This is a genomic window from Bacillus sp. FSL W8-0519, from assembly GCF_038005585.1.
GTDB classification, from domain to species: domain Bacteria; phylum Bacillota; class Bacilli; order Bacillales; family Bacillaceae_G; genus Bacillus_A; species Bacillus_A paranthracis.
On record NZ_JBBOTL010000001.1, the window covers coordinates 2806542 to 2830421 of the forward strand.

Genomic DNA, 23880 nt, shown 5'->3' on the forward strand with positions numbered 1-23880 from the left:
TAAGCTCTTTGTTTCATTTATCCTTCAATTGTAACTCCAGTAAACATCGATAAATTTCCTGTTATTTTCTCACCTACACGTAAAAATAAACCAGCAGCTCTCCCGCTAATACAGTGTGAACCAATTAATAGTTTACCAGTATACGGACCGTCCCACGTGTCAATTGTATAGTCTGGCATTTCTATGTATTGCTGATATATTTTCCGCTGTTCAAAGTAATACTCTGTTTTATCTTCAGCTAATAGTTCATTATTTTCGTATATAGATACTCCTCCGCCTTCACGGCCGTATAAAGGTTTAGAAACATAGGATTCATTTCTTTCTATAAACGGTTTATTTGTAAAATATGTTGGTAGGAAGTATTTCTGAATGATTCCTCGCTCCTCTTCCTTAAAGAAAACTTCTTCTTCGTAAAGTTGCCAAATTAATGCGAGTACACTTTTATTTTGCATAAGAAAAGCAGCTGGTGGATTAATGATTTTCACTCTGCCTTGCGCTATATGATCTAAAAACTGGAGTCCAATTCTTTTCCCGCTTTTATCAGCATCTGAAACTAAATATTCAATTGGATATAGTCTATATAAATAATGAATTCTCTCACCATTTTGCGTATATATACCATCATCTGCAACAACGATATCTTGAATACCTATATAATCCGTTGACTGATCTAAACAATAGCTTCTTAAAAATTGAACTGTTTGATGGTCTTCATCATGCCAATCATAACTCGTAAAATAAATCGTTTCTCTAGGATCTATACTATAGTCATGTTTAATTTGTTCCCACGCCTGCACAATATGCTCCTCTATATGATTTGGATGATTTACATCGTGATAACGGCATAACACTTCATTTGCGACAGATGGCTCTAAATAACCTGTTGGTGTATCACAATTTACTTCTATTAACTTTATATCTTCACCATTTACGATAAAGTCAAACCTTGTAAAATATGAAAATAAACCTGTATGTTTCATTCTCGCAATTTCCCACGTTTCAGCTGGAAATCCTAATTTTTGAAAATCTTCTGTCGTATTGAGAATGTATTGATACGTTCTATATAACACATACATAATTTCTTCTGTCGCTTTTGAAATAGCAGTATAAGTTTTTACTGGCATACGATACATACCTGTTGCCATATATTGATTCCATTCTTCATTTTCTAATAGACTCGGCCAAGTAAACCCATTCCGACCAGCCTCTTCTGCAAGTGAAAACCATACTTTCATATACTCTTTCTGTTCTTGTTCTGTATACATGATTCTATTATCCTTTCGTGTTATGATCCGGCTGGCGCTTTTGCATTCCCAATTCCACTAGAACCAGAATTCACTTTCGGCGTTTGTGTCGTAGATGATTTCGGCGCATTTGTATCTGGTGTTACTTTATTTGATGGATTTGGCTGCTGTTTATTTAAATCTACTTTATTGGAAGAATTACTATTGTTACTGTTAGTTCCGCCGTAATACCCGCCACCACCGCTGCCTCCAGTTCTACTTTGGTCTTTTTCACGATATGGAATAATGTTATTTGCATACGGTTTCTTCATTATATTCGGTTTTACTGCATAATTCATATTTGAAGTTCTGCTTGCTAATAAATATCCTGCAACGAACGGCAGTATCGGTAAATGTGAATTTTCATGATAAGAAGAAAATGACGGATTATTTTCCTTACATAACTCATCTTTTTCTACATTTTCATTAGTTGGAGCTTTATCATCACAATTTAATCTTTCTTGTTCATTTCCTTGTTTTGCACCATCTGTTTTAACAGCAGTACTTTCTTGCTGGGCAGTATCTTCTTCATAATCGCCACAGCCCGTTAATAAAAAAGATGACACTCCTATTGAAGTAGCAATTTTTATAAATTTACTTTTATCCATTCTCATGTGTTATACACCTAATTTCTATTATCTATATTTTTCCAGATACCTTTATTATATAATGTAAATATCACTTTTTTCAAACTAAACATAAGATGTATATTTATATATTTTTATACTACATTTCCAAATAACAACAAAACCTTTCAACCCCCGGATATTTTTCTCCTAAACTTTTAACCTGAAAACCAATTTTTTTATAAAATTCTACCGCTTCATCGTCTGTCTCTGCCTCTAGATACATCAATTGATGCATTCTTAATACTTCCTTTATCATTTGCCACGCAATTCCATTATGACGATATTGTGGAACGACTGCTATATGACAAATTCTCGCTTTCTTTGCTCCAATTATTTCAATACCTATGCAAGCCTTTTCTTCATATCTATGCAAAGTCGCTTTATTCCTTTCATAAAATAAAACTGCTTTCTTTAAGCTAGTTTCACTTGGTCCGACTGCATACTGTAGTACATTTAAAATGGGATCTTTCTCAATTTGTTCAACGCGTTGCAAATTCATATCATCATTCCTTTCTATGAAAAAAGATTAGCTCTTTATATAAAGAGCTAATCTCATTACGCCGTTATTTTTTCTTCTTTCTTCACAACGACCGCTACATAACTATGTAGTATCATTCCAATAATAACTAGACTCATACCAATCCAAGATAAAGATGACGGAATTGGTGCAGATAACAAGATAAGTTCTCCTACTAGCGCAAATAAAACCTCACCGGACTGAGTTGCTTCCACTGTTGCTAGTTTTTGCGGATCATCTTTTACAAGATCTGTCGCAAAGAAGAATAATACCGTTGCGATTAAGCCAGAACTAACTGCTACAATAAAACATTGGAAAACTTGGCTACTTGACGGTAGACCACCTGTTGATACTTCATAACCAGATAGTAAAAACCAAAATGGTAAGCTTGCTAATGTCATACCGAGAACTCGCTGAAATACATCTAATTCCCCTTTACAAACTTGCATCATTTTTCGATTTCCAAGAGGGTACGCAAACGCTGCAATAAGTACAGGAACGACACATAAAACGGTTTCACGAATTCCTAATGAAGAAGCATGTTCTACTTGCATAAGTACAACACCACATAAAATAATACCCGACATAACTAATTCCTTCATTGGGAGTTTTTTATGTAACGGATCTACTGCAAAAAATGGTGTTAACAAAATCCCTGCTACGATCGTAATTTGCCATGTTGATGCAACGAGCCAACCAGGTCCGAAAGCTCCAGCAAAACTAAGTGGTGCATAGAAGAGACCAAATCCAACGATACTCCACACTAACCATTCTTTCGGATTGTTTTTCATATATTGAAAGAGTTGCTTTAAATTCCCTCTATACATGACAATAAGTAAAAGCATTGGAACCATAAAGTAGTACCGTAATGATGCACTCCAAATCCAGCTTCCACCTTCTAGGTCCATTACCCGATTTAAAACGAAGGTAAAGGCAAAGAAAAATGATGCCAATATCCCTACTGCAATAGCTTTCATTATAAAACCCCTTGTTTAGTTTCTTCTTATACTATACAACAAATTAAATATAATTAAAATTCGAAATCTTTATCTTGTATGCATTCTAGCTCTATATAGTTTTCTTAACTGACTAATATGAGCTTGATGGTACCGATTATGATCAGCTATATGCCATATTCCCCACCTTATAGTCGCATTTTCTCCCTTTTCATAAAAAACCTCTCGTGTTAAATCATTTTCTGTTAGTTTCAAACATTCCTCATAAAACATATGTTGCACTGCTTCATAATCTTGCATTAATTGTTGCAATGTATGTTTTCTTAAACTGGGCAGCTCTCCTGCTTCATTTAACATAGGTCCATATATATTATCAAGTGCCAGTGGAACGGGTTCTCCTTTTAAGCGGTATACCCAATGCAAATCGACAACTGCTAAATGTTGAAGTAGTTGTCCAATACTATTTTCATTATTTTTTAACCCTTTAAAAGACAGTTCTTTCTCATCGGTACCCTCTACTAACTTTTGCAACCGTTTAAATGTATCGGCAACTGTCGCATATAGAATTGCTACTTGCGGGTTCATATTTTTTTCTAAATAGAGATCTTTCATAGTAAACTCCCTCTTTTAAAGGAACAAAACCATATGTTCATCATCACTATACACACCATTCATCTTTATAGCTCTCTTTTCAATCCCATACGTTTTAAAGCCTATTGATTCATACAACCTTTTTGCTGGCTCGTTAGTGGATACAACACCTAATGTCAATTGTTCCAAGTTCATTTCTCTTGCTTTTTCGATTGCCTTACGTATTAACTCACGTGCAAGGCCACTTCTTCGATTGCTTGCATCTACATACATCGCAACGATATGGCCTTTATGTTTATACGCCTCTTTCTCTTCTGTTAGTAAAGTAACAACTCCAACTAATTGATGATCTTCATTAAAAGCACCAAATGTACAACTAGTAGCAGCTGTTAAATTACTTTCCACTCGCTTAATCGGATTTTCTTGGTGAATCGCCTCTTCATAAGTTGTTACAAATGCCTCTGGATTTACTTGTAATGCTTGTAAACGTAAGTCCCAATATTTTTTTGCATCTTCTTTCGTAAGTAATCGAATCATATTTCTCTATCTCCTTTTAGTTAACATAATATTTTTACAAACTACTAATTAAAGATTGATATTCTTCTCTTAACATACTATAACGATAGCGATGAATGAACTGACCTTTACGTAATCGATCATTTCTCATTAACCCTTCGCATACAAAACCAGCCTTTTCATAGCTCTTTCTAGCTTGTAAATTATCTTCATCTACACGTAGCCATACTTTTTCTAATTCAAACTCAAAGAATGCTACATGTAACATACTATATAGGGCGGCTATTCCATACCCTTTACCCCAGTATTCTTTATTACCAATCGCGATTCCCAATTCTGCATTTTTATTTGTTTTATCAAAGTTTTTAAGATCTACCCATCCAATATGTATGCCGTTCTCCGCAGTGATAGCTCTTTGTTCGTAACCATTTTTTCGATTTATACATGCTTCAATCCATTTTTTTGTATCTTCACGAGTGAACGGTGGATATTGATCTGGTACAACTAAATGTTTCGTTACTTGTGTATCTAATGACCATTGATATCGATCTTCTACATCATCTAATGTCAGTTCTCTTAATTGAACAAATGGTACATTCATTATGCTATCCCCTTTTTATTTTCCTATAGAAAACCCTTCGAACATTCTTCCTCCATACTGTTCTAGCGTTTGTTCTACAAAAGTAATTAAGTTTCCTTTCTCTCCCGTTGTATAAAAATGATCGAACGCCGCTACAAATTGATCTGCGTATTGTTCATCATATTTTCTAAGTACCCTTATAAACCATTTTGAACTTCCAAGCCATTTCCCATTTACTCTTAATACATATTCATGTAATAAATCAGCTAATAAATTCGCGATAAACAACTCTTCTTCTCTTTTTGATGCACCAATAAAATCATCCAAAGTATCTGTAATAAAATACCGCTTCTGCTTCATCATTTCTTCGGTCCATTTTGCTGGTCCTTTATTTAGTAAATTATTTGCTTCTCTTTTTAGTTTTTCAACAATTTCATTTTCACCTTTTAATACAACACCTTCTGCAACTAATTGTGGTAACGAAGGTCTCCCGCGATCGCAATCCATTTTAAAAAAGGTTTTATACGTTTCAAAATTATGTACAAACACTTCAACTGGCCATCCATTACTATAGAAAGATTCTCTATAACAAGATGACAAACTAGGATCTATTATTACAATGTCCAGATCAGATGTTTTTGTCGCTTCCCCTCTTGCAACGCTTCCTCCAAGTAAAGCTACATCACAATTCGGAAAGTGTGATGTAATGATGCTTTTTGCCGCTTCCATTGCTTTCATAACCGTTCCCCTTTTCTTATTTCACTTTCTTTTTTGCAGCTCTTTCTCTCGCTTTTTTTATATACGACTCTGCGTCTGGTGTTTTGCATGACGTTGCTCCGTGATCAACGTGTACTTTTCCAATTTCACGTGCAATTTCAATCGCTGCTTGCTCTAAGTCTTCATTACGAATTCCTATCGCAATTAAAGCACGATTCATTGCTTCTCTTTTTCTATTTTTTTCATTATGTATATTTTCTTTAATCTCATCTAGATAAGGAGAGAAGACATCATCTTGTAACGTTTTATTTTTAATCGCTATATTTGCTAATAAAGCCCAGCCTGCTCTTCCAATCCATTCATCATCAGACTTTGTCCAGTCTTCCATTCTTTCTATCGCGATTGGCGACGTACAAATAGCTGTCATTAAAACGTCCATTAAACAATAATAATCAACTTCCTGTACCCATTTATTTAGTAGTTCTGTCGTAACTTTTTTTGGATCTAATATCATTGTTGCTAATGTCATTGCATCCATATTTTTTGTTTCCCATAATGAAATTGCTAAATCATGATCTTTTTTTATCTTCTTTTTTAACAATTTTAAATTAGCAAAACTAACTCCGAATAGTGGTTCTTTCGCTCCGTGGTTTTTATACGTTTTACGATTTTGTTCTGTTCCATATTCCTCTAGTTGCTGCATTACTTCTTCAAGTAACATATACCCACCTCTTTATCTTTTCTGTTGACTTCATATATGTATGTACGATATATTCTACATTACTTTTTGGTTTTCCTATATTTACTTTTTAAATTCGGTATGTGAAATTTTTTAGTTGCTACAAACATCTAAAACCACTACGAAAAACCTGTACATTTTACATATACAGGTTTTCGTTTCATCGATTTCCTATAGTGTAAGAAATAGAATATGAAAGAACTTTTAATGGTTTGATTCTCTCCTTATTTTTGGTAAGCTCTTTACATCTGACCACTCTTCTATGGACCCTGCGTCTGGAAAAACTGTAACTACATTAAAATCAGAACCTTTTTCTCTCCCAATTTGTTTAGCGGCTAATAAATTCGCTGCCGCAGACGTTCCTATTTTCATACTAGTTTCATTATAAAAACGCGCCATTTCATACAAGGTCTCTTCATATGAATAAGTCCATTGTTTTTCTATCAAATTGTCTTCCTGTTTCCTTCCTAAGCCGAACCCACCTGATCCAGCATATTTCTTTAAATCATTTGGTGGTTGTTCAGAACCATAAGGCAATTCAGCAGGCATTACTAAATGTAGCTCAATTTTTTTGTATAATTCTTTACTGCTTTATACCCCCCATTAGAGTTCCACCAATACCAGCAGATGCTACCCATGCATGAATTGGTTTCCCATTCATTTGTACAATAATTTCTTGGCCTGTACCTTCTATATGACTTAATACTCTATACTTTTTAATAACTCCCTTAACTAAATCTTCTTATATAAAAATCCCTACAAATGCTGTAGGGATTTATGACTCAATCATTTTGTTACACTTCATTACATACGAAAAGAGCTTCTTTATTCAAATGCGTTCATTAGCACAATTCTCCAACCATCTGGATCCTCTATTGTGATTCCTTTCTCTATCCAATACGGATTTTCTGGTTCCACCTCATGATAGCCCATATTGCTTAATCGATTCACTATTTTTTCAATTTCATCTTTATTAGGCATATAAAAAACTAGTAAATTATCTTTTGTCGGTGCCGGACAGGGACTTCCGTTAACATGCGTTGTAAACTCCAAATGATACTCGGCATCCGGTACTCCAAACATAACTCCATCATATCCTTCATGATTGTGAAATTCTCCTATACGCTTTAATCCTAACCCCGTCTCATAAAAACTTATAACTTCTTCAAATTTATCTGTTGGTCTTGCAATTCTAAATTGAACCCAATTCTTCATGCAAATCTCCTCCTTTTCATTTTCCAAAGATTTACAGTCATTATTATAGGTAACATATATTTCCTTTAACATCCCTCATTAGTGTGAGAACTACTTAAGTTGAAAGGCCTATTAGTTTATAAATAGTAGGCCTTTAGTATTAAATTCATATAAAATTAATTATATGAATATCAAGATAAAATAAACATTTCTTCCTTTTTGTATAAATTGCTATTTTGCATAGTTTCTAATGTTGTCCATGACTGTCCAATTGGATTCACATATTGTCTTTCTTCATTACAAATTTTCCAACGAGAAGGTGCTTCTTCATTTTAGGAATACTGTACTCCACATGTATTGCAAATATAATTAGCCATATTCCCCCTCCCTTTTCATTTCATTGTTTCTTTACCAATATCTTAATAAAAAACAAAAATATTCGAATCAATAATTGGAACGAAAATGAAGTGATACGAAAGTATGAAATCTTGCATACTTTTGGACAAACTTTTTTGCACTTGTAAAAAAGTTTTTTTGCAATTACCTCCCTATAATTGCTAATATAGTAGAGTAGAACTTTTATAGAGAGAAGGAAAATTATGCACAATGGAATTCGAATGACAACTTTAGTGAAAAGGGCTATTTTGATTTGCGCGGGGGTATTATTTACATACGAAGCGGCTTTAGGATCAACACATACTGCTCTAGCAAGTACAGAGGATGAAGCAAAATCTGTTCAACTTGTAAGTGAAATTCAATCGTCTCTTGCACCGAAAGAAGCTCCAAAACAATACAATGGGCAAGTTAGAAAAGTAGCTTATTTAACATTTGATGATGGTCCTGGAAAATACACAGCTGAGCTTTTAGATATGTTAAAGAAAGAAAATGCAAAAGCAACATTCTTCCTTATTGGTTCAAATGTAAAAGCTTTTCCTGATCTTGTAAAGCGTGAAGATGCTGAAGGCCACTACGTTGGGATGCACAGTATGACTCATAACTACAAGAAACTTTACACAGAAGGTCATTACGTAGATGAGATGAAAGAAGATCAAGGATTAATCGCTGGCGTTCTAGGTAAATCACCAGTATTAACTCGTCCTTCTTACGGCTCAATGCCAGGATTAAACGAAGCGCTTCGCAACAAAGTTGTTGAGAATGGGCTAAAAGTTTGGGATTGGACAATTGATTCATTAGACTGGAGATATAACAAAATGCCGGTTGACGCTGCATCAGCTAAAATTGTAGAAAACGTTATTAATGGTGCAAACAAGCCAACAGAAGTTATCCTTATGCACGACATTCATCCACAGTCCGTAAAAGCAGTACCTGGTATTATTAAAGGGCTGAAAGAAAAAGGATATGAATTAGAAGCCTATAGTGAGAACGAACACTTCCCATTAAACTTCTGGCACGATAATCGTATGTAATAAAAAAGACTTGATTTCCTTTAGGATATCAAGTCTTTTTTATCGTTTTGGAAATTTTATTTGTTGTTCTTCAATCAAACGAATAATATTTTTTCTATCCTCTTGCGTAATAGTAATACAAAATTCGTACTCTTCTTCTTTACACCATGAAGGATTTAGTTCTATAGATAAACGAACTATAATTTGAAATATCTCTTCTTTTTCTCCTATAAATTCAAACGACAGATTAGGTTCTATGAAGTCTAGTCGGGTATACGTAGGATTCGGTAATGTCTGAAACCATTCTTTCATGTGTTGTAATTCGCTAGTTTGTAAAAAAGGATCCATCGTTTCAAAAACTTTATTTCCCTCTGAAAGTTTCACTTTTATTATTAGCCAATTACGATCAAATGTATCAAATGCATTGTTAAACTCGTATTTTACAGCTTCTAAATGTAATGATACAATTTCATTAAAAAAAATCATAAATTACCTCCTTATTATTCAAGTATAGAGACTATCCAATTAATATTTAATAATGTTTTTCAAATTATTTTATCATAATTTTTAAATTCATTAATAAGATAATAAAAAAGACTTGCATTCCTTACAAGAATCCAAGTCTTTTTCATCTTATCTATTAAAAAATATATCCTACTAACTTCACAATTTCACTAATTAAAATACCTACAACTGCAAAATCAGAATCACCAAATGTTGTATTCTCAAATCCTAATCCACCTAATATAGGTAATAATATTGCTGGTAGGAATGAAATTAGTAATCCATTTACAAAAGCTCCTAGTATTGCTCCTCGTCTTCCTCCAGTTGCATTACCGAATACAGCTGCTGTTGCTCCTGTGAAGAAGTGAGGAATTAACCCTGGCACTATTACACTTAAACCGATAAATGGAAGTATAAACATGGAAAGTAATCCAGCGATAAAACTTGTTAAAAAGCCAATAATAACTGCATTTGGTGCAAATGGGAAGATTGTTGGACAATCTAACGCTGGTTTTGCATTTGGTACAAGTTTATCTGCAATCCCTTTAAATGCAGGTACTATTTCTGCAATTAACATGCGGACACCCGCTAAAATAATATATACTCCTGCTGCAAATGTAATTGCTTGCATGAAAGAATACACAAGATAATTTTGTCCGTTACTTAATTCCGTTTCGATAAACTCCTTACCCGCAAATGGTGCAACAATAAAGAATAATACAGCCATCGTTAATGACATAGAAACTGATGTATCACGTAAAAACCCTAGTGACTTAGGTACTTTAATTTGTTCTGTTGATTTATCCTTATTTCCAAATTTACTCCCAACAAACCCTGCCGCTAAGTATCCAACTGATCCAAAATGACCGATTGCGATATCATCCATTCCTGTAATTTTTCTAACATATGGTTGTAATAATGCTGGAAAAATCACCATGAGTGACCCTAAAATGATTGATCCAACAGTAACTAATGTAGCACCTTTCATTCCGGTAGTTGAAAATACCGCTGAAATTAAACATGCCATGAATAATGTATGATGACCAGTTAAAAACACATATTTAAATTTTGTAAAACGTGCAATTAGTAAATTCACAATCATACCAAATACCATAATTAACGCTGTTTCTTTTCCTAATGTTTGCTGTGCTATTGCAACTACAGCTTCATTATTTGGTATAATCCCTTTAATATGGAATGCTTTATCAAATATTTTACCAAAAACATCTAAAGCTCCTATTAATATAGTGGCTCCGCCTCCTAAAACTACGAAGCCCATAATTGTTTTTAAAGTCCCTGAAACCGTATCAGCAAAATTTTTCTTTTGCAGTAGTAAACCACACATAGCAAATAATCCGACTAATATTGCGGGTTGTCCTAAAATATCCTTCATAATTATATCAAACATAGCACTACTCCCCCTTCATTGTTACTACATTAGGTGTTTTTGTAATGCTTCTCTAATTTCATTTAAATCTAAAATATTCGTTAATCCAGCAACTGTTCGATTACCATCTTCAAGGTTACAAATAATATCCTTCGAACCTAAATATAGATCTGCTTGTTCTGATTTACTTGATGCTAAATCTGTGTGTGATACTTCTGCTTGTAATCCTAATTCACTTAAAATTTTCTTCACATTCATTTCTACAATAAAACTACTTCCTAATCCATTTCCACATACAACTAATACTTTTTTCATTTTAATCTCCCCTTTAATTAGAATATTTAGCTATCATTTTTAGCATTTCATCTATTGAATTTGAATGAATTAACATTTCCACATTTTTCGGATCCGATAACATCTCACTTAATTGTGCTAATGCTTTCAAGTGTGTCTCATTATCAATCGCTGCCAATACAATAATTAAATTTGCAGCATGCTCTTGTTTTTCTGAAAATAGAACACTTTCTTTTAGTTGTAATAAACTCATCCCCAATTTTTTGACCCCTGCTTCCGGGCGAGCATGAGGTATTGCAATTTTAGGTGCAATAACAATATAAGGACCTAATTTTTCTACATTTACAATCATTTCATTGATATATTCTTTAAAGATGTATTGATTTTGTAATAACGGATCAGCCGCTAATCTTATCGCATCTTTCCAATTATCAACACGATCTTCAAGCTGAATAAATTCTCTAGTTAAAAGTTCGTTTAACATTGGTTTATACTTCTCCTCCTTCTCAAAATACGCCGGACCACTCATAAATTCAATCAGTTCTCTTTTTAAAGATTCTTCATCCACTACGTCAGCATATTTTTGAATTATCCCCATCACTAAATCCACAGAATCTTTTTGATTCTCTCCATACAATACTCCATTTACTTTTCTTAATAGAGCTGCTTTTTCAGAATCCGATAAAATTGGATTCACCTTAAAAACCGGCACATTCCCTTTTTCAATTTCAGTAGTCGTAATTATACAATCTACATCAAATGTATTTGATTCATATTCCCGTTTTGAAATTGCATTTAATATATCTATGTTTGAAAATAACTTCTCTAATTGATACTGCAACATACGTGATGTGCCAATGCCATTTGGACAAACAAGTAATGCTGTTTTTCGTGGATTGGGAACGATTCCCTCTTTCCTCATCCAAGCTCCAAAATGCATAGTAACATACGCAATTTCATCATCGGAAACAGATTTTCTCACATATTCTTCAAAATGATGAATTACCTTTTTCGTAAGAAAATATACCTCTTCATAATTTTCTTGAATTGTATTTCGTAATGGGTTTTCAATTTCTATTCCATACTTCACACGATAAAATGCAGGTTTCATATGCAAATATAGATCTGTAAACAACCCATTAAAGTCTTGAAATAAAACACAAGCATAGTGTTGAAAATCTTTAATCATACAGTCAACAATTGAATGTATTTCATCCATGTTATTTTTCTCATAAACATTTTCCTGATAATTTACTTTTGCACCTAGCAAATGAGTCGTAATATAATAGATTTCATCTATTGGAAATTTGACAACAAACGCTCGTTCAAACTGCTTTGCTATATATTTCGCAGCTTCAAATTGCTTTGAATCTTTCAGAACATTTTTTTCAGCTTCTTCCATCTCGACGCACTTACCTTTTAGAATACGTCTATGGAACAAATACATGTAAACGCTTAAATTTTCTAGTACCTCATCTGTATATTGGACACCTAAAAACTCTTCACAATTCGCAAGAATTTTTTTTATAATATACAATGTTTCTCTTGCAAGTGTATCTGTTTCACTTCCCATATCACTCATAATATAATTTACTTGTGATATTAAATACTCCCAGCCATTTTGAGAAATAATTTGAGAGAGGCTTAAAATTAATAAATTTCGTTTACTCTGTTCATTTCCAACAATTTGATAGCCTTCCTTACGAAAAGAATGTAAAGATAAATTATACTTATTCAACTCTACTTTTAGCTTTTTCAAATCTGCAAGTACAGTATTACGACTTACCTGCAAAAGATTTATTAAGTCTTTCAATAAAATTCTTTTTTCCTGTATTAGTAAATATAATATTAACCATATTTTTCTTTCTTTCGGAGAATATTCATATTGATTATTCATACACTCATTTAATTTTTTTACTATCATTTGTTTCGTTTCTTTATTTAAGCAATAACCTAAGTGTCGTATATATTCAATAGAATGTAATCCTTCCTCTTGTAACCAATCGTCAATTTTCTTAATATCGTAATAAAGCGTTCGTTTGGAAACTTGAATCACATCAATTAATTGATTTATAGACACATAATCCTCTGCTTGAATAATTTGTTGCAAAATATTTATACTTCGAGTATCTAATATCATATTTGGTGTACACCCTTTCTATACTTGTTCACTAATTGACTTGCAAGTATAGATACTAACTTTGCAAAATTAGATTTTTTGAAATCGCTTTCTATTAATATAATATCTATTATTGCTTCTAAATATAAGTCCAAATTTTTGTTTCTCTGTAGTGCAAAGATTGTGCTTTGAAAATTTCTTAAGCTTATGTTTAATGCTATTATTCCCCTTCATGTTCCTTTTCAATAAAACATGAATATTACCCTCAGAATTTTTAATACTGTATAGTAGCTTAGCACATATTACTCTTAAGGAGTGATATGTATATGGATTTCCTTTCAGCTGAATATTTGTCAGCCTTACTTGCCATTATTGTAATTGATTTAGTGTTAGCAGGTGATAATGCCATTGTAATTGGGTTAGCAGCAAGACGATTACCGAAAGATCAACAAAAGAAAGTTATTATATGGGGAACTATCGGGGCAATCGCGATTAGAGCCCTCGCTACTTTAGTTGTCGTTTGGTTGTTAAAAATACCAGGGCTACTTCTAATTGGTGGTGTACTCCTTATATGGATCGCTTACAAATTAATTGCTGAAGGCAAAGATCACGATATTAAGGCGGAAGAAGGTTTCTGGTCTGCTATTAAAACCATTATCATTGCTGATGCATTGATGGGAATTGATAATGTTCTCGCTGTTGCTGGAGCTGCGCATGGCAACTTTTCTTTAGTAATCATCGGGCTATTAGTTTCAATTCCAGTAGTAGTTTGGGGCAGTACATTAATTTTAAAATGGGTTGACCGTTATCCTATCATCATTACGATTGGAGCAGCTGTTTTAGCTTATACCGCTGCGAAAATGATTGTAGACGAGAAATGGTTCGCTGCATTTTTCGAAAGTAACCCTTTCATAAAATGGGCATTCATCATTATCATTATTGCCGGTGTAGTTTTCTTCGGAAAGGCAAAACAGAAAGCAACAGATGGTTCTATCTCATGATGATGTTTTATTTACAAACAAAAGGCACTATTCATAGGAATAGTGCCTTTTGTTATTTATTTAGCTTCCCCTTCCGGAGTCGTTTTTACTTTCGTTTTGTTTTTATCACGATTGTTATAGTTATACTTCGAACGATCTATCGGTGTAAATCCTTCCGGTGTGTAGAATCGTAATAAGTCACCATTTACGACTTGGTCAGAGTATTTTAACGAGTTTTGAACCATTTGTTCATTTTGTTTTATTTCATCTGTAAATTCTACTGGTTTTCCAGTCGTTGTATCATAGTATTTGCCGTTTAATGCAGTAACTGTTGGGCTTACGAAGTTGCCGTTACGGAACGCAACAACTTGTTTATGATCTGGTGATAATAAATCTGAACCAAATTGAACATAATTTTTTGTATCTGTTCCTAGTAAGTGTAAAAGAGTTGGAAGAACATCAATTTCACCACCATATTGATGTTGTACGCCACCTTTCACACCTGGTACACGAACGATAAATGGTACACGTTGTAACTGTGCATTTTCAAATGAGTTAATTTCTTTACCCATTACTTTTGACATTGCTGCATTATGATTATCTGAAATACCGTAATGGTCTCCGTACATAACGATAATAGAATTATCGTATAAACCAGATTGTTTCAAGTAATCGATGAAACCTTTTACAGATTCGTCTAAATAACGTGCTGTTTGGAAATACGTATCTACAGACGAGTCACCTGTGTTTGCTGGTTCAATTGTCGCTTCCTCTTTATCAATCGGATACGGGAAGTGATTCGATAACGTAATAAACTTCGTATAGAACGGTTGTTTCAATGTTTCTAATAACGGAATGGATTCATTAAAGAATGGTTTATCTTTTAATCCATAGTTTACTACATCTTTTTCGTTCATATCATAGTATGAAGCATCAAAGAATTTATTAAAACCAAATGATTTATAAATATCGTCACGGTTCCAAAATGTTTTATAGTTACCATGGAATACAGCTGATGTGTATCCTTGTTGTCCTAAAATTGCTGGTGCTGATTGATACGTATTATGAGATTTCGTTGTAAATACAGACCCTTGTGGTAAACCAAACATAGAATTCTCTAACATAAACTCCGCATCAGACGTTTTCCCTTGTCCTGTTTGATGGAAGAAGTTATCAAAATAAAGCGTATTCGCATCTTTTGTAAATGAGTTTAAGAACGGCGTAACTTCTTGACCGTTTAATTTATAATCAATTAAGAAGTTTTGGAATGACTCTAAATGAATATAAATTACGTTCATTCCCTTACCTTTACCGAAATACTCAGGATTCGGACTAGCATAAGTTGATGTTAAATAATTTCTTACTTCTGTCATATTATCTCCATCAGCTAACGCTCTTTCCGTTGATGCTTTCGCACTTTGAATTCCATCATAAATTGTGTAGTTATACGCCCCTAAATATTTCACAATATAATTTCGGTCAAACGTTCTTGTTAATAATTCAGGACGGTCAGATTCTGCAAGTCCTAAGTTAACACTGAATAATAAAATACCTGCTACAAATACTAGTGATACTTTATGCTTCGCAACACGAATTGGTTTTGGATTTGCAAATTTCGTTGCTACTAACACAATTAAAATAATTGTATCTAAGAAGTATAGCGGATCGTAAAGATGTAGCAACGCAACAATACTACCACCTAAATCTCCAAAGTTATTCGTTTGTGTCAACGTCGGGAACGTAATAAAGTCACTGAAAAAGCGATAATATACGACGTTTGCATATAAAAGAATCGACAATAACAAGTTGATAACAATTAACCAAATATAAGATCGTTTCCCTTTTGCAAATAATGCAAGTCCTAAAAATAGCACTGCTGAACTAAGCGGGTTGAAAAACAGCAAGAATTTTTGGATTGTATTTGAAATACCTAAATTAAATTCTGTTACATAAGCCGCATATGTTTTGAGCCAAAATAAAATAACGGCAAACAGAAAGAATCCAAAATGATTGCTTAGCACGCTTTTGCTCTTTAATAAGAATTGTTTCATTTCTCCACCTCTTTTGATCATCCAAGGCTTATTTTTTTATAAGTCTGTCTCTCTATTCAATTTTTTATCTTCAAATAGATTCTATTTATTTAACTATATGAAGAATAATAGTAATTATAATTTGAAGCTAGTATTTATTCAACTATTTCTTTCTATACATTTTGACCTTGGTTTCTATTTAACAAAATAAATTTGTAACATTTTCTGTTTTCTCCCAAGATTCATCCACTAATTATGACATCACATACTATATACCTTTATTCCCTACTTCGCAAATAAATATGTCTCCAGTTCTGGAACATTAATGTAATATAATTAAATTCACAATAGATAACATTTATTTTTAATGTATATTATATTTCTTCAGTTATTTATGCTTCAGCCATTCTTCTATGTACAACATTCAAATCCCTTTCCTTCAATAAAATTATTTTTGAATAATTATTCACAATCCATAAAATACAATTTATAAAAAAAACCTCGCTCCCAAAACGAGAGCGAGGGTTTTCATCATTTATTATTGACCTTTGTACATTGCATCTACTTGTTTTTGAAGTTCTTCATTTTCTAAGAACTCATCGTAAGTAGCCTCTTTATCGATTACACCGTTTGGCGTTACTTCGATAATGCGGTTTGCAATTGTTTGTACGAACTGATGGTCATGTGATGTGAATAAAATTGTACCTTTAAATGCAATTAAACCATTGTTTAATGCAGTGATAGACTCAAGGTCTAAGTGGTTCGTTGGGTCGTCAAGTGTAATAACGTTTGCACCACTTAACATCATTTTAGATAACATACAACGAACTTTTTCGCCTCCAGATAGTACTGAAACGTTCTTCTTAACTTCTTCGCCTGAGAATAACATACGGCCTAAGAAACCACGTAAGAAGCTTTCTGACTCATCTTGTGGAGAGAATTGACGTAACCATTCAACTAAGTTGTAGTCACTGTTCTCAAAGTATTTAGAGTTATCTCTTGGGAAGTACGATTGAGATGTTGTAACGCCCCATTTAAATGAACCACTATCTGGCTCCATTTCACCCATAAGGATTTTAAATAATGTCGTCATCGCAATATCGTTACGACCGATAAATGCAACTTTATCACCTTTATTTAAAGTGAAGTACACATTATCTAACACTTTTTCACCATCAATTGTTTTAGAAAGACCTTCAACAGTTAATAAGTCATTTCCTACTTCACGTTCTGGTGTGAAGCCAACGAATGGGTAACGACGAGATGATGGCTTAATATCATCTAATGTAATTTTATCTAATAATTTTTTACGAGAAGTTGCTTGTTTCGCTTTAGATGCGTTTGAGCTAAAGCGCGCAATGAAGTTCTGTAACTCTTTTACTTTCTCTTCTTTTTTCTTATTAGCATCTTGTGTTAATTTTAAAGCTAATTGGCTTGACTCATACCAGAAGTCATAGTTACCAACATAAAGTTGAATTTTACCGAAATCAAGATCAGCCATGTGCGTACATACTTTATTTAAGAAGTGACGGTCATGGGATACAACGATAACTGTATTTTCAAAGTTCATTAAGAAGTTTTCTAACCATTGAATCGCTTTTAAGTCCAAGTGGTTGGTAGGCTCATCTAGTAATAGAATATCAGGTTGACCGAATAAAGCTTGAGCAAGTAATACTTTTACTTTCTCTGCCCCAGTTAATTCTGACATTTTCTTATCATGAAGGTCTTCACCAATACCTAAACCTTTAAGAAGAATTGCAGCTTCTGACTCAGCTTCCCAACCGTTCAGCTCAGCAAACTCACCTTCAAGTTCAGCAGCACGCATACCATCTTCATCACTAAAATCTTCTTTCATATAAATGGCATTTTTCTCTTGCATTACTTTGTAAAGACGAGTATGACCCATAATTACAGTTTCTAATACTGGGAACTCTTCGTATTCGAAGTGGTTCTGTTTTAATACTGCAAGACGCTCACCTGGCGTAATATGTATGTCACCTGTTGATGGTTCGATTTCTCCAGATAAAATCTTTAGAAATGTTGATTTACCAGCACCGTTTGCTCCGATTAAACCGTAGCAGTTACCTGGCGTGAATTTTATGTTAACATCTTCAAACAATTTGCGATCCGCGAAACGCAAACTAACGTTACTTACTGTAATCATTTGTGTCCTCCTACTAATACCGCTTATTTCAGCGTTTTCTCACCGATTGTCTTAAAAAATCGCATATTACGACTCAATTATTGTAGACTATAGTTATTATATAGTAGAAGCTGGATGAATAGCAACGGTTGATTGCTATTCCTTTCTTTCCAAACTTGAATAAAACCTTTGTTTTTAATTATATTAAAGTTACATACACACTTTAAGGGGGATTCATTTTGAAAACAATATTTATGATTGGTGCATTATGTTTATCTCTTATTTCCTTAACTGCATGTAGTAATAACAATGGAAAAACACCTACTGAATCAAAACAAGAGAAAAAAGAAACGAAAGTAACTGTCGATTCAATTATCACTGAATTTAAAAATGCTGGTCTCCAAGCAGAAAATCCAACCGATCTTCCACAAAAAGAATTTGGTAACCTTCGAAAAGAAGGTAAGCGTATTGTCGTACCTGCTCTTGGTGAAGATAAAGGCGGTCGATTATTCGAAATTACAAAGAAAGAAGACCTAGAAAAAGTAAAGAAATATTACGATGAATTAGGAAATTCTGCTCCTATGTTATTCTCTCATACACACGCAAAAGGCAATTTTCTTCTACAAATGAATGGCGATATGAAAGATGAAGAGTTTGTAAAATATAAAGATGTGATGGACAAGTTTGTAAAATAAGGAAAATCACCTTTTAAAAGAACGGGTTCAATTTAGGGAGAGAAAAATGTTAATACCCATTATAAATAACACAATAATTTGTATGCATTTCACACCACGTTTCGTATTATAAAGAGCAAACTAAAACGCTCAGAAAATATTCTGAGCGTTTTCATTTCCTTCTCCAACTAAAGCACCAGGTAGTGTAAAAAGCTATTTCACCATTTGTATTATTAACTTATCTTTTAACATTGACCTATACGAGTCAATTTCATATTTTGTATTATTGATTTTTTCTTTGTTCATTTTTAACATATCAAATATTTCTAACTCTAAATTCCTTCTAGCTTCAAGAACTTTTATCGTTCCTTCTACACCTGAATGGTTATGTTCTTTCCCATAGCCTTGGTTCGTGTAATAGTCGACAAATCCTGTAGACCATTCTGGAGTTCTTTCTTTTAATGCCTTCCTAAATGAAAGTTCAAGATTATCTTGTTCTACATAGAATAACATTGGATTTAGATTCTCTATGATTTTTGCAACTTTCATTACATAATTTATTATTTTTTCTTTTTGTTCACCGTATTTAATCATCCCAATCGTTAATGGATTTTGTATGAAACAACATTCAAAAATATAAACCTTATCATCTTCTAGAGCAATTTCAGCAAAGTCATTCCATTTGTCAGCAATTAATTCAACATTTTTATCGAATGGTAATTCATATATATCGTTTCTTGAAATATCGTTACATAATTCGTCCGAAAACTGGTCACCAAACTCATTTTTTATCTTTCTGTATGGTAATAAATAATTGCTTCCTTTTTTTAAAACTCTTTTAAGAAGCACTTCTTTAAAATCTCCACTGTTAGATACTAATCTATCGAATTCAAATTTATTAAAACAAGATACACCATCATAGTCGGCGGGGTGGTTCAAATTCCCCTCTAAAAATAGTTCAACTTCAATTTTATTTTGGCTTAGAATTTCATTTATTAGCTTTGCAGTGGTCGATTTTCCGAATCCAGGTAAACCTTCTACTATTATTAGTTTTGCATTCATATTTATAAATCCCTTCCTTCAAAGTATTTAACCAAGATTTAAAAAATTAATTACTCCACTGCAATCACTCCTTCAAAATATGATATTCACCATTTCCTTTGAAAAATCCTTCTTAAAGTATCCTGACCGTTAGTTTAAGAACATTTTTTCACAATCTCTACCATTATTTTAACATAAATTTTCCATCTATCTTTTAAACCAAATACTTTGTCAGTAATCCCCAATCGTTGCGCTGCTGTTTTTACTGTTTTCTTTTTCTCTTCCTTTGCAATTTTACTATATAAAAGTACTTAAACAATGTAATACCAATTAAAAAAGGGATGCTAAATCATATGTGATTTACATCCCTAATTTGTGTGTTATTTTATATGTTCTCTCCCATAACTGAAACAGTTACTTTTAAAAGGCGATTCTTTTATTTCCTTTCACTTAATTTCTTTGCATAATTCTTCATTTTACTCGTTAAGCCTATTAAAGCAGGTAGCAATATCGGCATCACAATAATAGCTAATAGTAACAATGCAACACCAACAACGGATGCTACTTGTATAAGCGTTAATACACCTGAAGGGATTAATGCAGCAAATGTACCACCTAAAATAAGTGCCGCTGATAATACGACTCCTCCGATATGACGAGAAGCAGTTACAATTTTCGTCGCTGGGTCCTCTTCTAACTCATTGTATCTCATCATTACAAAAATACTATAATCCACTCCTAAAGCGACAATCATTATGAAACTAAAGAATGGAACATTCCAGCTTAGTGAATCTACGTTTAGTAAGTGTGTACTAATTTGTTCACTTATACCAAGTGATGCAAAATAAGCTAATATTAAAGATCCAATAATAAAGATTGTGTTTAATAATGAACGTGTAATCACGATTAATACGATTGCAATTCCAATTAACATAATTGTAGCTGTACGTAAGAAGTCTTGCCCTGTTACTTCTTTTAAATCAACGTTTCTAGCTGTTGTTCCTCCAATTGCTGTTTTCGCATGATTTAATTCCGTCCCCTTCAAAGTACCATCTATCGTTTTATTGATTTCTTGAATAATTGGCATGGCTTCTTTTGAATACGGATTTACGTCTAAAATGATTGTCATTTTAGCAGTCTTTCTATCATGTGACATGTACGTATTCAAAGCTTTTTGGAAATCTTCTCCCTCCAAAACTTCTTTTGGAATATAAAATTTCTCAGAGCTTTTTGATTCATTTAGTTCTCCTAAATATTTCTGAGCATCCCCTAGGCCGTTACTTACCTTTTCAAGGCCTTCTGTACTTTTAGATAGTCCTGATTGTAATTGTCCCATCTGTTCTTGCAAGTCTTTCAGTCCGGTTAATAGCTGACCTTGCCCATCGTTTATTTTCGTTAATCCGGTTTGTAACTCAGATGACTTGTTTGCAATTTGTTTTGAACCTGTTGCTCCTTCATTTAATCCATTTTTAAGATCAGCTGCTCCTTTTTGTAACTTAGTAACTCCATTGCTCATTTCTTTTAAGCCGTTATCCACTTTCAATAACGATTGATTCGCTTCTTTAAATGATCCCATCGCCGCATTGTGCTGCGCTGCTAATTGATTTAATTCATTTGACAGCCCACCTAATTGCTTTTGAGCCTCTTTAGCAATTCCTATCGTCTGCAGAATGTTAGGATCATTTGCTAATTCTGGTTTCGTTTGAATGAAATTGGTCATTAACATTTCAATTTGTTCATAACCTTTCTTCGCACCGTCAATCGCTTGAGAAATACTTCCGAAGTATTGATCGTAAGAACTTAAACCTTTTTCTAACTGCGTATAGCCAGCATGAAGTTGTGAAGTTGCATGAGATAATACACTTATATTTTCATTTACTGAAGTTAACCCACTCTCAATTTGCTGCGCACCTTTTGCTCCGTCATTTATGCCATTTGATAGTTGATTTAAAGCTGTTCCTAATGCCGATACACCATTTTTCGCTTCATTTGTTCCATCAATTAACTTTTGAACGTTTGCAAGACTATTTGAATCCTTACTACCCATTTTATCTTTCGCAGTAGTTAATCCATCATTAATTTCCTTTATACCACCATTGGCATCTCCTAAACCTGTATTTAGTTCACCCGCTTGTTTATTTATATATAGTTCTTTAATTCTTTCACCAGTTGGACGTGTCGGTGCATATACTTCTGAAACACCTTTCACTTTCAAAATCTTTTCAGTTAGTTCATCTAAAGTTTGAAGCGAACTCGCCTCATCTAACTTATTATTCGATTGAATGACTAACGTACTTGGTGAAGAAAAACCAGGTGGAAAATGTTCTTCTATTACGTTAATCCCCATTTTCGACTCATATTTATTGTCTACTTCAAATAAATCGTTGTAATTAAGTGTATTAGAATACTTTAATACGAAAGGAATCGATATCACGAATACAATAATTAAAGCGACAAACGGTCTTGCAACTGAATTTTTCGCAAAGAATCCCCATAGACGACTATCTTCATGGCCTTTAAATGTTTTAACTGGATAAAACATCCCTTTTCCTAGAAGCACCATAAAAAATGGATTTAACGTAGTTAATACGAGTAATAATACTGCAACACCAATTGCTACCGCTGAAGTAGATTGATATAATTTAAAGCTCGCTAAAGCAAGAGATGCAAAACCAATTAGTACTGCTATCCCGCTATATAAAACGGTTTTCCCTGCCGATTTAAATGTTTCTTTCGTAGCCAAAAATGCGTTTTCTTGTTTACTTAATTCTTCTTTAAATCTCGTAAATAATAAAATGTTATAGTCTGTTCCAACCCCAAACAGGACAACAACTACAAAGACTTGCGTAAAGTTTGAAAACGGGAAATTAAATTGATCTACAAGATGGGCAATAACCCCCATTGAAACTAAGTACGATACACCAACTGTAAGAAGTGAAATAATCGGAACAACAGGTGAACGGAATACAATGATTAATACTACAAGAATGAAAATGATAGAAATAACTTCAGTCTTTTTCACTCCCTCTTGAGAAGATGTAAGAAAATCACCTGCTACTAAGTCACTTCCTGTTAAGTACGTTTTTACCCCTTTCGTTTTCACTTTATTATGAAGATTATTTGAAACTTTCGATATTTCACCATGTTTTTTATCTATCGATATTTGCGTTAAAATAGTCGTATTATCTTTAGAAACTAATTGTTTCTCTAATTCTTTATTATCTAAATGTGAAACAACTTCTTTAATTCCTAATTGTTCTTTTTCATTTTGCAAAGCATTGATTGTTTTTGTTATTTCCTCTTTTTGTTCAGTCGTTAAAGCTGTTTTACTACCACTATTAAAAACTGCTATAATCTCATACTTTTCTGTCCCGTCTTTATTCATTTCTTTTATCATTTTGTCAGCAATACTACTTTGTTCTGTATTAGGAATCGTAATGTGCCCTTTTTCTTTCACTAATTTATCCATATTAGGCATCGTAACGATCATTGTAATGGTAATAACTATCCACAATAGAAAAGATAAACTTCTCCAATTTCTCAGCTTGCTCATTTGCATCATCTCCCACGATTAAAATTT

Annotated in this window: 21 protein-coding genes and 2 pseudogenes; 3 read left to right on the forward strand and 20 right to left on the reverse strand. The window is 33.2% G+C overall.

The annotated features are described in order from the left end of the window. Positions 1-17: 17 nt before the first annotated feature. From NST14_RS14810 to NST14_RS14865, 12 genes and pseudogenes are all read right to left on the reverse strand, one after another. Entirely contained in the window at positions 18-1265 is a 1248-nt protein-coding gene (locus NST14_RS14810) for a glutathionylspermidine synthase family protein (protein ID WP_061184563.1), read from the reverse strand. 20 nt (positions 1266-1285) lie between these two features. Continuing rightward, positions 1286-1897, reverse strand: coding sequence for a hypothetical protein (locus NST14_RS14815; RefSeq protein ID WP_001242153.1), 612 nt, complete (start codon positions 1895-1897; stop codon positions 1286-1288). A gap of 112 nt (positions 1898-2009) precedes the next feature. Beyond that, on the reverse strand, positions 2010-2411 hold the full coding sequence (locus NST14_RS14820; protein WP_001053313.1) for a GNAT family N-acetyltransferase: 402 nt from the start codon (positions 2409-2411) through the stop codon (positions 2010-2012). Positions 2412-2467: 56 nt separating this feature from the next. Continuing rightward, entirely contained in the window at positions 2468-3406 is a 939-nt protein-coding gene (locus tag NST14_RS14825; RefSeq protein WP_000643675.1) for a DMT family transporter, read from the reverse strand. 69 nt (positions 3407-3475) lie between these two features. Then, entirely contained in the window at positions 3476-3997 is a 522-nt protein-coding gene (locus tag NST14_RS14830; protein WP_000654213.1) for a DinB family protein, read from the reverse strand. 15 nt (positions 3998-4012) lie between these two features. Continuing rightward, positions 4013-4513: a GNAT family N-acetyltransferase gene (locus tag NST14_RS14835; RefSeq protein ID WP_000620333.1), complete on the reverse strand. Its 501-nt coding sequence runs from the start codon at positions 4511-4513 to the stop codon at positions 4013-4015. A gap of 34 nt (positions 4514-4547) precedes the next feature. Then, positions 4548-5093, reverse strand: a complete 546-nt coding sequence (locus NST14_RS14840) for a GNAT family N-acetyltransferase (protein WP_001102434.1) — start codon at positions 5091-5093, stop codon at positions 4548-4550. A 15-nt stretch (positions 5094-5108) separates the two neighbouring features. Beyond that, complete coding sequence (locus NST14_RS14845; protein ID WP_000646301.1) at positions 5109-5810, reverse strand: nucleotidyltransferase domain-containing protein; 702 nt, start codon at positions 5808-5810, stop codon at positions 5109-5111. Positions 5811-5826: 16 nt separating this feature from the next. Further along, positions 5827-6510, reverse strand: a complete 684-nt coding sequence (locus NST14_RS14850) for a DNA alkylation repair protein (RefSeq protein ID WP_000923435.1) — start codon at positions 6508-6510, stop codon at positions 5827-5829. 222 nt (positions 6511-6732) lie between these two features. Further along, positions 6733-7234, reverse strand: a pseudogene (locus NST14_RS14855) (pyridoxal-phosphate dependent enzyme); the annotation flags it as partial. A 119-nt stretch (positions 7235-7353) separates the two neighbouring features. Beyond that, positions 7354-7743 carry a VOC family protein gene (locus tag NST14_RS14860; protein WP_000800674.1) on the reverse strand — a complete coding sequence of 130 codons (390 nt, stop codon included), beginning with the start codon at positions 7741-7743 and terminating at the stop codon, positions 7354-7356. A gap of 191 nt (positions 7744-7934) precedes the next feature. Then, positions 7935-8099, reverse strand: a pseudogene (locus tag NST14_RS14865) (hydrolase); the annotation flags it as partial. Between the two features lie 222 nt (positions 8100-8321). Here NST14_RS14865 and NST14_RS14870 point away from each other — a divergent pair. Further along, positions 8322-9149, forward strand: a complete 828-nt coding sequence (locus tag NST14_RS14870; protein WP_000551424.1) for a peptidoglycan-N-acetylglucosamine deacetylase — start codon at positions 8322-8324, stop codon at positions 9147-9149. A 39-nt stretch (positions 9150-9188) separates the two neighbouring features. Here NST14_RS14870 and NST14_RS14875 read toward each other — a convergent pair whose 3' ends face one another. From NST14_RS14875 to NST14_RS14890, 4 genes are all read right to left on the reverse strand, one after another. Then, complete coding sequence (locus tag NST14_RS14875; protein ID WP_000575898.1) at positions 9189-9614, reverse strand: WapI family immunity protein; 426 nt, start codon at positions 9612-9614, stop codon at positions 9189-9191. A gap of 154 nt (positions 9615-9768) precedes the next feature. Beyond that, the gene (locus tag NST14_RS14880) at positions 9769-11040 is read right to left on the reverse strand and encodes a PTS ascorbate transporter subunit IIC (protein WP_000459665.1); all 1272 of its coding nucleotides are present in this window, start codon (positions 11038-11040) and stop codon (positions 9769-9771) included. Positions 11041-11064: 24 nt separating this feature from the next. Then, positions 11065-11334 (reverse strand): PTS sugar transporter subunit IIB, encoded by a 270-nt coding sequence (locus tag NST14_RS14885; RefSeq protein WP_000757318.1) that lies wholly within the window; start codon positions 11332-11334, stop codon positions 11065-11067. Between the two features lie 13 nt (positions 11335-11347). Continuing rightward, positions 11348-13453: a BglG family transcription antiterminator gene (locus NST14_RS14890; protein ID WP_000599624.1), complete on the reverse strand. Its 2106-nt coding sequence runs from the start codon at positions 13451-13453 to the stop codon at positions 11348-11350. A 305-nt stretch (positions 13454-13758) separates the two neighbouring features. On the opposite strand from NST14_RS14890, the gene NST14_RS14895 reads away from it, so the two are divergent. Continuing rightward, positions 13759-14433: a TerC family protein gene (locus NST14_RS14895; RefSeq protein ID WP_000346935.1), complete on the forward strand. Its 675-nt coding sequence runs from the start codon at positions 13759-13761 to the stop codon at positions 14431-14433. Between the two features lie 56 nt (positions 14434-14489). Here NST14_RS14895 and NST14_RS14900 read toward each other — a convergent pair whose 3' ends face one another. Both NST14_RS14900 and NST14_RS14905 read right to left on the reverse strand, forming a co-directional pair. Then, complete coding sequence (locus tag NST14_RS14900; protein ID WP_000808752.1) at positions 14490-16463, reverse strand: LTA synthase family protein; 1974 nt, start codon at positions 16461-16463, stop codon at positions 14490-14492. Positions 16464-16980: 517 nt separating this feature from the next. After that, on the reverse strand, positions 16981-18606 hold the full coding sequence (locus NST14_RS14905; RefSeq protein ID WP_000633868.1) for an ABC-F family ATP-binding cassette domain-containing protein: 1626 nt from the start codon (positions 18604-18606) through the stop codon (positions 16981-16983). Between the two features lie 233 nt (positions 18607-18839). Between NST14_RS14905 and NST14_RS14910 the strand changes: the two genes are divergently transcribed. Continuing rightward, complete coding sequence (locus NST14_RS14910; RefSeq protein ID WP_001997685.1) at positions 18840-19280, forward strand: hypothetical protein; 441 nt, start codon at positions 18840-18842, stop codon at positions 19278-19280. Between the two features lie 192 nt (positions 19281-19472). On the opposite strand, the gene NST14_RS14915 is transcribed toward NST14_RS14910, so the two are convergent. Together NST14_RS14915 and NST14_RS14920 are read right to left on the reverse strand one after the other, a co-directional pair. Further along, positions 19473-20321: a hypothetical protein gene (locus NST14_RS14915; RefSeq protein ID WP_000992226.1), complete on the reverse strand. Its 849-nt coding sequence runs from the start codon at positions 20319-20321 to the stop codon at positions 19473-19475. Positions 20322-20736: 415 nt separating this feature from the next. Further along, entirely contained in the window at positions 20737-23853 is a 3117-nt protein-coding gene (locus NST14_RS14920) for an MMPL family transporter (protein ID WP_048557968.1), read from the reverse strand. Positions 23854-23880 lie beyond the last annotated feature (27 nt).

Bases quoted from the DNA above. Each gene is read 5' to 3' on its own strand.
- NST14_RS14810 (WP_061184563.1), bottom strand. From the start codon at position 1,265: ATGTATACAGAACAAGAACAGAAAGAGTATATGAAAGTATGGTTTTCA.
- NST14_RS14815 (WP_001242153.1), bottom strand. From the start codon at position 1,897: ATGAGAATGGATAAAAGTAAATTTATAAAAATTGCTACTTCAATAGGA.
- NST14_RS14820 (WP_001053313.1), bottom strand. From the start codon at position 2,411: ATGAATTTGCAACGCGTTGAACAAATTGAGAAAGATCCCATTTTAAAT.
- NST14_RS14825 (WP_000643675.1), bottom strand. From the start codon at position 3,406: ATGAAAGCTATTGCAGTAGGGATATTGGCATCATTTTTCTTTGCCTTT.
- NST14_RS14830 (WP_000654213.1), bottom strand. From the start codon at position 3,997: ATGAAAGATCTCTATTTAGAAAAAAATATGAACCCGCAAGTAGCAATT.
- NST14_RS14835 (WP_000620333.1), bottom strand. From the start codon at position 4,513: ATGATTCGATTACTTACGAAAGAAGATGCAAAAAAATATTGGGACTTA.
- NST14_RS14840 (WP_001102434.1), bottom strand. From the start codon at position 5,093: ATGAATGTACCATTTGTTCAATTAAGAGAACTGACATTAGATGATGTA.
- NST14_RS14845 (WP_000646301.1), bottom strand. From the start codon at position 5,810: ATGAAAGCAATGGAAGCGGCAAAAAGCATCATTACATCACACTTTCCG.
- NST14_RS14850 (WP_000923435.1), bottom strand. From the start codon at position 6,510: ATGTTACTTGAAGAAGTAATGCAGCAACTAGAGGAATATGGAACAGAA.
- NST14_RS14860 (WP_000800674.1), bottom strand. From the start codon at position 7,743: ATGAAGAATTGGGTTCAATTTAGAATTGCAAGACCAACAGATAAATTT.
- NST14_RS14870 (WP_000551424.1), top strand. From the start codon at position 8,322: ATGCACAATGGAATTCGAATGACAACTTTAGTGAAAAGGGCTATTTTG.
- NST14_RS14875 (WP_000575898.1), bottom strand. From the start codon at position 9,614: ATGATTTTTTTTAATGAAATTGTATCATTACATTTAGAAGCTGTAAAA.
- NST14_RS14880 (WP_000459665.1), bottom strand. From the start codon at position 11,040: ATGTTTGATATAATTATGAAGGATATTTTAGGACAACCCGCAATATTA.
- NST14_RS14885 (WP_000757318.1), bottom strand. From the start codon at position 11,334: ATGAAAAAAGTATTAGTTGTATGTGGAAATGGATTAGGAAGTAGTTTT.
- NST14_RS14890 (WP_000599624.1), bottom strand. From the start codon at position 13,453: ATGATATTAGATACTCGAAGTATAAATATTTTGCAACAAATTATTCAA.
- NST14_RS14895 (WP_000346935.1), top strand. From the start codon at position 13,759: ATGGATTTCCTTTCAGCTGAATATTTGTCAGCCTTACTTGCCATTATT.
- NST14_RS14900 (WP_000808752.1), bottom strand. From the start codon at position 16,463: ATGAAACAATTCTTATTAAAGAGCAAAAGCGTGCTAAGCAATCATTTT.
- NST14_RS14905 (WP_000633868.1), bottom strand. From the start codon at position 18,606: ATGATTACAGTAAGTAACGTTAGTTTGCGTTTCGCGGATCGCAAATTG.
- NST14_RS14910 (WP_001997685.1), top strand. From the start codon at position 18,840: ATGATTGGTGCATTATGTTTATCTCTTATTTCCTTAACTGCATGTAGT.
- NST14_RS14915 (WP_000992226.1), bottom strand. From the start codon at position 20,321: ATGAATGCAAAACTAATAATAGTAGAAGGTTTACCTGGATTCGGAAAA.
- NST14_RS14920 (WP_048557968.1), bottom strand. From the start codon at position 23,853: ATGAGCAAGCTGAGAAATTGGAGAAGTTTATCTTTTCTATTGTGGATA.